Raw genomic sequence first — 10059 nt, forward strand, 5'->3', positions numbered from 1 at the left:
GCACAGTACGGATACGAGATAGTGCGTTTAGCATCAATATCGTGACCGTTGTTCAGAGAGTACCATAGTGGTACCATCGGCGGGATGCCGCCGAAAATTCGAGAGCTGATCAAAGACTTGGAAGCGGCTGGATTCGTCAACAGAGGCGGAAGAGGAAGCCACAGAAATTTCAAGCATCCACAAGGCGTTCGTATCACCATCAGCGGCAGACTGGGGAGCGATGCCCAGGCGTACCAAGAGCGCGAGGTGAAGAGAGCCATAGACAGAGTCCGTCATGAAAAAGAGTGATCGCTACCTGAAAATCGTCGAATGGTCCGACGAGGACCAGTGCTATATCGGAAGAGCCCCCGGCGTCATGCTGGGTGGGGTACACGGCCGGAATGAGGCCGAGGTGTACGCCGAACTGTGTACGGCCGTAGAAGAGTGGATACACATCCAGGAGACCGATGGCGACCCGCTCCCGCCCGAGACCGCAAACAAGACGTATTCGGGCAAATTCAACCTGCGGGTAGGCAAAGTCCTGCACCAACGGCTGGCCGTCGCTGCCCGCAAAGCCGACCAGAGCCTGAATGCATTTTGTGTCAAAGCCCTCGAAAAGGCGCTTGGCGGCTAGCAGCCTATTGATGAGAGTATACTCTTCAGAAGCTCTTTCTCGTTGCCTTATGGTCAGATTGCCCGCAACCTACGCATTCCGGGCGGCACGGACGAAATCCAGCGGGTGAATATTGCCAAGGCCCTGGGGTTGTGAGGGCGGTCAGTCAGGTCGCTCACGTCACGCGAACCACTTCGATCTTCAAGCCCGTTGCCCGAACGACCGGAGCCAGGGTTGACCAGCGCGGGTTGCCCTTGGCCGACAGCACGCGATACAGACTTTCCCGGGGAATCCCCGCCCGTTTGGCAACCGTCGCCATGCCCTGCGCCTCGGCGACTTTTCGCAGCGCTTGCAGGAAGACCGCCGGCTCTTCGTCCTCTGCCGCCGCCGTCAAATACTCGGCGCTGAAACCGGGATCTTTGAGCTGTTCACGCAGCCACTCGTTGTGCTTCACCTTTTTCATGATCCCGTCGCTCACTTCCAGCTCACAGTACGTCACAGTCTTGACCGCCAGTCCTTCAATCGCGCCTTCGCCGCTGCAATGTCAGACTGTTGCGTCCCCTTGGTGCCACCACACAGCAGCAAAATGACGTGCTTCTGGGTCGTGGCAAAGTAGACGCGGTACCCAGGGCCATAATTAATCCGCAGTTCCATGACTCCACCCTTCACTGATCGACAGTCACCCAGCAAACCGAATTCGAGGCGTTCAACCCGCGCCGCGATCCGCGCTACTGCCCTCTGGTCTCGCAAGCTGCTCAGCCAGGCATCAATCAAATCTCGCCCGTCAGCATCGGTGTAGTGGAGAACTTCAGCCATAGAAGTCTTGGAAACTGTAACTTATTCGTTACATATGTCAAGGCATTGTTATGGCTAGGTCCAGGAAGTCGATGGCGACCCGCTCCCGCCCGAGACCGTAAACAAGGCGTATTCGGGCAAATTCAACCTGCGGGTAGGCGAAGCCCTGCACCAACGGCTGGCCGTCGCTGCCCGCAAAGCCGATCAGAGCCTGAACGCATTTTGTGTCAAAGCCCTCGAAAAGGCGCTTGGCGGCTAGCAGCCTCCCGCCACCTTGACAATCCCCCGCCTGCCCCATACTGCGTCCGAATGAAGACCTCCCCCGCGGCGACCAGGGAACTGGCCGCTCCCCCTCCCCCGGCTCCCGCACCGCGCATCTTTTACGGCTGGATCGTACTCGGCCTGGCCTTTACCGTCCTGTTTTTCGCCTACGGCATTCAGTTCACGTTCGGGGTGTTCATGCCGGCCATTGAGGCCGATACGGGCTGGGATCGGGCCAGCCTGTCCCTGCCCTATGCCCTGTATGTGTTCCTGTACAGCGCCCTGGGAGCCGCCAGCGGCTGGGCGACTGATCGCTGGGGGCCGCGGGTGGTGATCCTGAGCGGGGGATGTCTGCTGGGCGGTGGTATTCTGCTGACCAGCCAAGTGCAGGAGCTGTGGCAGCTGTATGTCAGCCTCGGGCTCATTGCCGCCATGGGCATGAGCGCAGCCTTTGTGCCGTGCAACTCCACGGTCGTACGCTGGTTCATACGGCGCCGGGGCCTGGCTCTGAGTATTTCAACCAGCGGCGGCAGCATGGGCAATTTCCTTTTTCCGCCGCTTGCCGCCGCCCTGATCGGCGCCTATGGCTGGCGTTCGGCGTATCTGATTCTGGGCAGTGTCGGCCTGACCGTCATCGGCCTGTGCGCGGTGTTCATCGTGCGCGATCCACAACAGCTGAACCTCCAGCCGGACGGCGCTGCCCCGGCGCCGGCACAGGAAGAGCCGCACCCCCATACCGTTTCCGGAGCGGGCTACACGCTCGCCGAGGCGCGCGGGACGCTTTCTTTCTGGCTACTGAACCTCGTGTTTACCCTGACCTGGCTGGTCGTGTTCATGCCGTTTATTCACCTCGTTCCGTTTGCCATCGACCTGGGCGTGCCCCAGGTTGGGGCGGCCACGGTGATGAGTGTGATGGGTCTCGGCAGTCTGAGCGGCCGGCTGCTGAGCGGCGCCATCTCCGACCGCCTGGGACGCCTGCCGACCCTGGGCATCAGCCTGGCCCTGCAAATGCTGGCCTTTATCGGCTTTATGCTGAGCAGCGATCTGCGCCTGCTGTACCCCAGCGCGCTGATCTTCGGCGTGGCCTACGGCGGGGCGGCCACCCTGTTTCCGGCCATTGTGGGAGATTTTTTTGGTCTGATATCGGTCGGCGCGATTGTCGGTTTCATCTTTGCCGTTGCCGGCTCGACCGCCGCCTTCGGTCCCTATATCGCCGGCTACATCTATGACGCCAGCGGTTCGTATACCACGGCTTTTCTGCTCGGAGCGGGGCTCAATCTGCTCGGTCTGGGGGTGCTCTTTTTTGTCAGAAAGCCGCCGGCCAAGGGGATCGCGCCAGCCCCTGCGGCAGCTGTTCACAGCAGGTGAGCCTTGCGTCGCTCTTGTTGTTTGCCGTCACTCAGGATATGGCACACCCCAAGTCCAGGCCAAGTCCAGGCCAAGTCCAGGCCAAGTCCAGGCCAAGTCCAGGCCAAGTCCAGGCGAGGAGGAAGCCATGCTACGTGCACGGGTGAACAGCGTCGAGTTAGTCTACGAGCTGAACGGCTCGGGCGAGCCCCTGGTCTTGATTCACGGGGCACAGAGTGACCGGAGTATTTTTGCCGGACTGCTGCCCAGCTTCACTGATCGGTTTCAGGTCTTGAGCTTTGATCAGCGCGGCTCGGGTCAGAGCGACAAGCCCGACATGGACTACACCATCGGCCTACTGGCCGATGACACCGCAGCCCTCATGGAGCAGGTCGGGTTCGATTCAGCCCATATCATCGGCGTGTCCATGGGCGGCATGATCGCCCAGGAGTTTGCGCTCCGCCACCCGGCCAAGGCGCGCAGTCTGGTCCTCGGCTGCACCACCCCCGGCGGTCCCCAGGCTGTCCCGCTGTCCGGCGAGGGCATCGCCAGCGCTTATTCCACCAAAGAGATGTCGGCCGAAGAGCGCGGCCGAGCCCTGGCCGAGGCAGCCTTCACCACGGGCTATATCGAGGCCCACCCGGAGGTCATCACGGCCATGATTGAGGCCCGCCGCAACCGGCCGATTGATACGGTCGGCTTTGGTCATCGGATGAAAGCCGCCTTCAGCCACGATACCTACGACCGCCTGCCCAACATCGCCTGCCCGACCCTGGTGCTGACCGGCAAACAGGACGCCCTGATCGCCTGGGAAAATTCCACCTTGCTGGCCGAACGGATTCCCGGCGCCGAGTGTGTGGTGCTGGAGCCGGCCGGGCATGTGTTCTGGATTGAACAGCCCGAGCAGTCGCGTCGGGCCATCCTGGATTTTTTGCACCACCACACCGCATGAAGGACGCCATATGTCACAGCGACAGCTGACGAAAGACAGCCAGGCCCGCACCCTGCGCGGCTGGATGCTGGGTTTGCACGCCACCCATATCATCGACGTTGGCGGGCGGCTGGGCTATTTTTCGGCCCTCCGCCAGCGGGACGGCAGGGCAACCGCAGCCGAGTTGGCGACCGCCCACGACCTCGACCCGTGGCGTACTGCGGTGTGGTGTAAAGCCGCCTGCACGGTCGGTATTCTGCGGGCGACCGACGAAACGGCTGACACCGCCTACAGTTTTGCGCCGTTCATGGACGAACTGCTGGCCGACAACGCGCCCGACCTGCTGACCTCGCACGTGCTGGCCAGCCTATCCCGCGACTATCCGGGCTATCCCGAGGCGTTTCGGACCGGGGCGACCAAGACCTTTCACGACCACGACGAGGACTTCTTCGCCCACCAGGGGCGGATTTCGGCGCTGCGTGCCCCGCTTATACTGGCCGCCGCCCGGCAACTGCCCGGCGTCGAAGAGCGTCTGAGTGCGGGCGGCACGATCATGGATATCGGCTCGGGCAGCGGGACGGTCCTGGTCAGCTTTGCCGAAGCCTTTCCCGGCTGTCAGGTAATCGGCATCGAGCCCCTGCCGTATTTTGTCCACAGCTCACGCCAGCGCCTGGCAGAGCGGGGTCTGGCCCAGCGGGTCCGGGTTGAATCGGTCGGCGGCGAGGGGATGGACTTCGCGCAGACTGCCGATCTGATCACCATGGTCCAGGTCTTCCACGAGCTGCCGGATACGGAAAAAATCGCCATTCTGCACCGCTGCCATCACGCCCTCAAACCCGGCGGCAGCCTGCTGCTGGTCGACCGCTGCGCGCCGGAGAGCGCCCAGGACATTCAGGACCGGCGCTTCAGCATGAGCATCCTGGAGCAGTGGTTCGAGGTCACCTGGGGCAATATCGTCAACACCCGGAGCGAAATCCTGGCCATGCTGGGCCAGACAGGCTTCAGCGTCAGCCAGGAAAACCCCGACATGGTGCCGACCTATTGGTCGTTTGTGGCAAACAAGGGCTGAGGGTTGGAGGCGGGGAGCGTCGTATGTCTCGACTTGGCATGGTGGTGTATCACGGGATTGAGAGTGGCGCCGAGCTGGCCGAGTACGGTCGGATTGCCGAAGGGGCGGGGTTTGACTCGCTGTGGGTCACCGAGCGCTATTTTCACGAGGAAACCTTTTCACTGTTAGGCTATCTGGCGGCCGTGACCCGAACGCTCACGCTCGGCGTTGGGGTGGTCAATCCGTATACCCGCAACCCGGCCCTGCTGGCCATGGCCGCAGCGACTCTGGACCGGCTCAGCGGCGGGCGGCTGGTGCTGGGACTGGGCCGCAGCGAGCCGGCGGTCATTCAGGACAAAATGGGCATTCGCTACGGCAAGGCCGGCGCGGCCATGGAGGGCGCGGTCAGCCTGCTGGGCCGCCTGCTGTCGGGCCAGCGGGTGAGCGCCACGGCCGGTCCGTTCAGCCTGACCAACGCCAAGCTGTCGCCCGAGCCGATTCGGAAGACGCCGATTTATCTGGCCGCCATCGGCCGCAAGGGCCTGGGGCTGACCGGCGCGATTGCCGACGGGGTGGTTCTCAACGCCTATGTGCCGACCAGCTATGTAGGCTATGCGGTCGAAGAAATCCGTAGCGCCGCGCGTGCCGCAGGCCGCGACCCGGCCGCGATTGACATCAGCTGCATGCTCGTCGTCCGCCTCACCGACGAACCGCAGCGGCTGTACCCGGGGCTGAAGAGGCGGCTGGCGCGTCTGTTGGACGAGGATTTTGTGGGAGAAATCCTGCTCGAAAAAGGCGGTTTTGACCCTGGCGTTCTGGTACCTCTGCGGGCGGCCTACCGCAGCCGGGATGAGGAAACTGCGGCCAAACTGGTAAGCGACGAGATGGTGAGAGCGTTCTATGTGATCGGGCCGGCCGAGACCTGCAAGGAGCGCATCAACGCCTACCGGGCGGCCGGGGTTGACGCGCCCCTGCTGTTGCCACGTCTGGAGGATTATCGCAAGGTGGCCGAGGCCCTGCGGGACTAACTCTCGTCAGCCTTCACCCCGCCGGCCGCCGGCCAGCGTGCTTGGCAAAGCCATATTTTTAACATTTGACTTTTGCCCTTTGACTTTCCCCTCACTCCGTCCGACTGGCCTTCACCCCGGCCAAGAAATCAAGCACGGCCAGCCCAAAAGCATCGTTCTGGTCTCCGGCCACCATATGGCCCGCGCCCGAGACATCCGCGTACTGGGCGTGGGGTACGGCGTGACGAAACTCGTCGGCGGTCTCTTCACTGACCACATCGCTGATTTTTCCACGGACCAGCAGGGTCGGGACGGTCAGGCCCCGGGCGGCCGCCAGCATCCGCTCGGGGTCACGGCGCAGCCGGGCCGGGCTCAGCATCTGGGGGTCCCAGTGCCAGCGGTAGCGGCCGTCCTCGCCCTGGCGCAGATTTTTTTCGAGGCCGCTCAGATTCTTGGGTCGTGGCCGGTGGGGCAGATAGGCGGCTACATAGTCGGCCGCCTCTTCGAGGTCGGCAAAGCCATTGGGCCGGCCGGTCATGAAGGCTCGGATGCGGTCAACCCCCTCCTGCTCTACCCGGGGCGTGATATCCACCAGCACGACGGCCGAGCTGACCGGCTCGGCCGACTCGCCCTCGGTCAGCAGCGAGGTCATGCCGCCCAGCGAGGCGCCGATCAGGACCGGCCGCTGGCTGAAATGGCCCAGGACTTTATGCAGGTCCGCCACATAGGCGTCGATATTATAATTGCCGTCCGGCGCCCAGTCGCTGTCGCCGTGGCCGCGCAGGTCAATCGAGACCGCATACCAGCCCTGCTCGGCCAGGGTCCGCGCCGTCCCGCCCCAGGCGTAGCGGGTCTGTCCCCCGCCGTGCAAGAGCAGAACGGGCGGAGCGTCGCTCGCCCCCCAGGCATCGGCGGTCAGCCTCAGTTGAGTCTCGACCTGATAGTGGATCTTTTGCGGAGAACCGGTGTTGTGTCCTACCATCGCACTTCCTTGTGTCTCAAAATGATGCCGCAGCCTAACAGGACGACGGGTCCGAGACAAGTCTTATCCAACTGAACGCTCAGTCAGCCAGCCCCGCCTATTGACCCGGCCGAGAGAATTGAGTACCGAGCTAGGAGCACCTGACGGGTGTTGAGAAAGGAACGGACAGGATGGCTGACAGCGCAAGTTTTGCGGCCGACCCGCGCTACGCGGGCTGCGACCAGATCACGACGGTCGGCACCGGGGTGCTCAACAGCCGACGCGCGTTTCGGGCGCAGTCTCAGCTGGTGTGGGCGGTTCAGGGTGCGGGCAGAGCCTATCTGCAACGGCGCCCCGGCTCTGCACCCGGCCCGGACGCCACTCCCTGGCAGCGGCTCCAGTCGGCCTATGGACGGATCAGGGTACCGATTCCTGAGGGTCATGCGGCCCGCAGCCGGGTTGCCCGGCTTGAGGTCGGCGACGCCGCCGACCTGATCTACATCGGGGTTGAGGACCTGGACGCCGGCGGCCTGGGCTCAAAGTTTGTCGTGGCTTTTTCTGAGCGTCCGGCTGCGGTCGAGAACCTGCCGTCGCTGGCCAGCCTGCCCGATCACAGCTGGCAACCAGCCGTCCTGCCGACCGACCAGGCGCTGCGCTGGTTGGGGCCGCCGGCCGAGAGCATCGAAGCCCTGGCGGTCCAGGCGAGTCTGATGTCGATCAACCGTTCCAAAGCGTTTGACCGTCAGCTGGGCGTGGCGCCGGATCAAACCGGAAAGGGTAGACGTTTGTATATGGCGCTCGACCTCCGCATTGACCGCCTGGCAGACTGGCCCCACACGCCTGACGAGCCGCTGGTGGCCTACCACCGGACCGATCTATTACAGCCGGACTCCGGCTCACACCTGCACCAGCTGTTGCTCGCTCCGGTCGCTAGCCAACAGGTCTTGTGTCGGGCGGTGGTGCACATTGTGCGGATAGGGCCGCGCCAGGACACGGCGCGGCCGTGGGGGACGATTACTGCCGCCGGGGTGGCCACCAAGCCGCAGCGGCTGGACGGACTGTTCTTTTACCCGGCGCTCGACTTTGTGGCCTGAGAGAAATCGGCCGGCGCTCGGCCCTTGGTAAAGACAAAGCTCTGGCCCATATCCGCCCGTATATTCTTCATATGGGTGACGTACTTGGGGAAGCCGCCGTTGTAGTTGCCGTCCTGGCGACGCTGAAACTCACCCTCGAAGTTGTAATAGCCCGGCGTGCAGTCCTGGTTGCGGGTCGTCTTGCCGCGGTGGGCGATGACTTCCTGCACCCACCACTCCTCGGCCTCGGGGGTGGCATCAATGGACTGGTAGCCGTGGCGACGGACGTGGTCGATACAGGCCGCGATATGATCGCCCTGGGACTGGAGCATATCGGTCAGGTTGAACTGAAACGAGGCCTGGTAGCCGCCCATGATGAACAGGTTGGGGTAGCCCTGGGAGTGGATGCCGAGCAGGGTGCGGATGCCGCTGCCGTACTTGTCGGTCAGGTCCAGGCCGCCCTCACCCCTGATCTGGTTGTAGATGCCGGTCTTCTGGACCTCAAAGCCGGTGGCGTAGATCAGCAGATCGAGCTCGTACTGCTTGCCCTCAAACACCGATACCCTTACCGTGGGTATCGACCAGATGGACGCTGGGGCGGTTGAAGGTCGGCAGGTAGTCGTTGTGAAAGCAGGGGCGCTTGCACATGAACATATACCACGGCTTGAGCGCCTCGGCCGTGGCTTTGTCCTTGACGACTTCGTCGATGCGTTTGTGGATACGCATCATGTAGTCGATGTTGGCGTTCTCCTGGCGCTTGATCTTCTCCTCGCGGGACATGGCGGCACGCTCGGCTTTCTGCTCAGGGGTGAGCCGGGGCCCCCGCATGGCCCGCTCGCGGCGCTTGGCCTGCCAGCCCGGCTTGAGCGTGCGTGCCCAGTCGGGGTCGGTCTGCCAGTCGTCCCGAATGTCGATTGAGGACGGGGTGCGCTGAAAGACGTACAGCTCCTTGGCCGCCGCGCCCAGGCCGGGAATGGCCTGGACTGCAGTCGCCCCGGTGCCGATGATGCCGACGACCTTATCTTGCAGACCCGACAGGTCGTCCTTGGTGTACTCATAATCCCAGCGTGAGGTGTGGAAGGAGTAGCCCTGAAAGGTCTCCATGCCCGCGATCTTGGACAGCTTGGGCTTGGACAGGGTGCCGTTGGCGCAGATCACAAACCGTGCCCGCATATGGTCGCCCCGGTCGGTGCGCAGGTGCCACAGCTCTTCTTCTTCGTTCCACACCGTAGAGGTCACGGTGGTCTGGAACACGGCCAGCTTGTACAAATCGTACTTCCTGGCAATGGCCTGACAGTGGGCCAGGATTTCCGGTCCCTTGGCGTAGTGGTCCTTGGGCACATAATCCATCTCGTCGAGCAGGGGCAGGTAGTCGTACGACACCACATCGCAGGCCACCCCCGGGTAACGGTTCCAGTACCAGGTACCGCCCACGTCGGCGCCACGCTCGACAATCCGGATACTCTCGACGCCGTACTCGCGCAGCCGGGCCGAGGTGAGCAGGGCCGAGAAGCCACCACCGATGAACAGACACTCGACCGTATCGTTGATCGGCTCACGCGGCTTGAGTTCACCGCCGTAGGGATCAAGCTCATAGCGGACAAAGCTGCCGCTCAGGTCGGACGTGTACTGGGCTGTGCCCTCGGGCCGGTAGTTGAGCCGGAGGTCGCGCTCCTCGGCGAATTTCTGCTTGATGGCCTCGTAGTAGTCTTGCGACTTACCGGACCTTGAGAGTCCGTCCATGGTACCAATCAGGGGCTTTTCCTGCGTATCAGTCATGTCTAAGCCTCCGTGCATAGGGATGGGCCGGCGGCGACTGCGCCAGACGAGATATCAGCGGATGAATGGGCTGAGAAGAGGAACAGGGGGCGCAGGACGTGGGGCACGTCCTGCGCCTGGGGAAAAGTGAACGATGCTATGGTGGTCATCGTTCACGTGGGCGGTCTCAGACATCAACCCGGTCAAAGTACTTGATGCTGGGCGGTCCGACCAGGGCTTTGCCGAGCTGCTCCATGGCGCCGGTCTCGGTCCGCCAGCTCAGATA

The 10059-nt window shown here is 63.1% G+C and carries 13 protein-coding genes; 8 read left to right on the top strand and 5 right to left on the bottom strand.

Annotated elements, in window-relative coordinates; genetic code table 11:
* The first annotated feature begins 84 nt into the window (after positions 1 to 84).
* Both J4F42_00870 and J4F42_00875 read left to right on the top strand, forming a co-directional pair.
* A complete protein-coding gene (locus J4F42_00870) occupies positions 85 to 288 on the top strand; it encodes a type II toxin-antitoxin system HicA family toxin (protein MCE2484034.1) in 204 nt (67 codons plus the stop codon).
* Positions 275 to 613, top strand: a complete 339-nt coding sequence (locus tag J4F42_00875; GenBank protein ID MCE2484035.1) for a toxin-antitoxin system HicB family antitoxin — start codon at positions 275 to 277, stop codon at positions 611 to 613. Before J4F42_00870 ends, J4F42_00875 begins: the two co-directional genes overlap by 14 nt.
* 154 nt (positions 614 to 767) lie before the next feature.
* On the opposite strand, the gene J4F42_00880 is transcribed toward J4F42_00875, so the two are convergent.
* Together J4F42_00880 and J4F42_00885 are read right to left on the bottom strand one after the other, a co-directional pair.
* On the bottom strand, positions 768 to 1091 hold the full coding sequence (locus J4F42_00880; protein ID MCE2484036.1) for a putative addiction module antidote protein: 324 nt from the start codon (positions 1089 to 1091) through the stop codon (positions 768 to 770).
* Complete coding sequence (locus tag J4F42_00885) at positions 1088 to 1408, bottom strand: type II toxin-antitoxin system RelE/ParE family toxin (protein ID MCE2484037.1); 321 nt, start codon at positions 1406 to 1408, stop codon at positions 1088 to 1090. The genes J4F42_00880 and J4F42_00885 overlap by 4 nt, the downstream gene beginning before the upstream one ends.
* A 127-nt stretch (positions 1409 to 1535) precedes the next feature.
* Between J4F42_00885 and J4F42_00890 the strand changes: the two genes are divergently transcribed.
* The 5 genes from J4F42_00890 to J4F42_00910 all read left to right on the top strand — a co-directional run bounded on the left by J4F42_00890 (position 1536) and on the right by J4F42_00910 (position 6002).
* Positions 1536 to 1646, top strand: a complete 111-nt coding sequence (locus J4F42_00890; protein MCE2484038.1) for a toxin-antitoxin system HicB family antitoxin — start codon at positions 1536 to 1538, stop codon at positions 1644 to 1646.
* A gap of 50 nt (positions 1647 to 1696) precedes the next feature.
* Positions 1697 to 3016, top strand: coding sequence for an MFS transporter (locus J4F42_00895; protein ID MCE2484039.1), 1320 nt, complete (start codon positions 1697 to 1699; stop codon positions 3014 to 3016).
* A gap of 127 nt (positions 3017 to 3143) precedes the next feature.
* Entirely contained in the window at positions 3144 to 3947 is an 804-nt protein-coding gene (locus J4F42_00900) for an alpha/beta fold hydrolase (GenBank protein MCE2484040.1), read from the top strand.
* A 10-nt stretch (positions 3948 to 3957) separates the two neighbouring features.
* Positions 3958 to 4995 carry a methyltransferase gene (locus tag J4F42_00905; protein ID MCE2484041.1) on the top strand — a complete coding sequence of 346 codons (1038 nt, stop codon included), beginning with the start codon at positions 3958 to 3960 and terminating at the stop codon, positions 4993 to 4995.
* 23 nt (positions 4996 to 5018) lie between these two features.
* On the top strand, positions 5019 to 6002 hold the full coding sequence (locus J4F42_00910; GenBank protein MCE2484042.1) for an LLM class flavin-dependent oxidoreductase: 984 nt from the start codon (positions 5019 to 5021) through the stop codon (positions 6000 to 6002).
* Between the two features lie 91 nt (positions 6003 to 6093).
* Here J4F42_00910 and J4F42_00915 read toward each other — a convergent pair whose 3' ends face one another.
* Positions 6094 to 6963: an alpha/beta hydrolase gene (locus tag J4F42_00915; GenBank protein ID MCE2484043.1), complete on the bottom strand. Its 870-nt coding sequence runs from the start codon at positions 6961 to 6963 to the stop codon at positions 6094 to 6096.
* A 170-nt stretch (positions 6964 to 7133) separates the two neighbouring features.
* On the opposite strand from J4F42_00915, the gene J4F42_00920 reads away from it, so the two are divergent.
* A complete protein-coding gene (locus J4F42_00920; GenBank protein MCE2484044.1) occupies positions 7134 to 8036 on the top strand; it encodes a hypothetical protein in 903 nt (300 codons plus the stop codon).
* On the opposite strand, the gene J4F42_00925 is transcribed toward J4F42_00920, so the two are convergent.
* Both J4F42_00925 and J4F42_00930 read right to left on the bottom strand, forming a co-directional pair.
* Positions 8009 to 8572: a hypothetical protein gene (locus J4F42_00925; GenBank protein MCE2484045.1), complete on the bottom strand. Its 564-nt coding sequence runs from the start codon at positions 8570 to 8572 to the stop codon at positions 8009 to 8011. The two genes, J4F42_00920 and J4F42_00925, sit on opposite strands and share 28 nt — an antisense overlap.
* Entirely contained in the window at positions 8565 to 9794 is a 1230-nt protein-coding gene (locus tag J4F42_00930) for an NAD(P)/FAD-dependent oxidoreductase (protein MCE2484046.1), read from the bottom strand. The genes J4F42_00925 and J4F42_00930 overlap by 8 nt, the downstream gene beginning before the upstream one ends.
* Positions 9795 to 10059: the final 265 nt, after the last annotated feature.

It is taken from the genome of Desulfurellaceae bacterium, assembly GCA_021296095.1.
Classification (GTDB): Bacteria; Desulfobacterota; Binatia; order Bin18; family Bin18; genus JAAXHF01.

Excerpts from the sequence above, each read along its gene's own strand:
- J4F42_00900 (MCE2484040.1), top strand. The coding sequence starts at position 3,144 with ATGCTACGTGCACGGGTGAACAGCGTCGAGTTAGTCTACGAGCTGAAC.
- J4F42_00920 (MCE2484044.1), top strand. The coding sequence starts at position 7,134 with ATGGCTGACAGCGCAAGTTTTGCGGCCGACCCGCGCTACGCGGGCTGC.
- J4F42_00915 (MCE2484043.1), bottom strand. The coding sequence starts at position 6,963 with ATGGTAGGACACAACACCGGTTCTCCGCAAAAGATCCACTATCAGGTC.
- J4F42_00895 (MCE2484039.1), top strand. The coding sequence starts at position 1,697 with ATGAAGACCTCCCCCGCGGCGACCAGGGAACTGGCCGCTCCCCCTCCC.
- J4F42_00870 (MCE2484034.1), top strand. The coding sequence starts at position 85 with ATGCCGCCGAAAATTCGAGAGCTGATCAAAGACTTGGAAGCGGCTGGA.
- J4F42_00910 (MCE2484042.1), top strand. The coding sequence starts at position 5,019 with ATGTCTCGACTTGGCATGGTGGTGTATCACGGGATTGAGAGTGGCGCC.
- J4F42_00930 (MCE2484046.1), bottom strand. The coding sequence starts at position 9,794 with ATGACTGATACGCAGGAAAAGCCCCTGATTGGTACCATGGACGGACTC.
- J4F42_00875 (MCE2484035.1), top strand. The coding sequence starts at position 275 with ATGAAAAAGAGTGATCGCTACCTGAAAATCGTCGAATGGTCCGACGAG.
- J4F42_00885 (MCE2484037.1), bottom strand. The coding sequence starts at position 1,408 with ATGGCTGAAGTTCTCCACTACACCGATGCTGACGGGCGAGATTTGATT.
- J4F42_00905 (MCE2484041.1), top strand. The coding sequence starts at position 3,958 with ATGTCACAGCGACAGCTGACGAAAGACAGCCAGGCCCGCACCCTGCGC.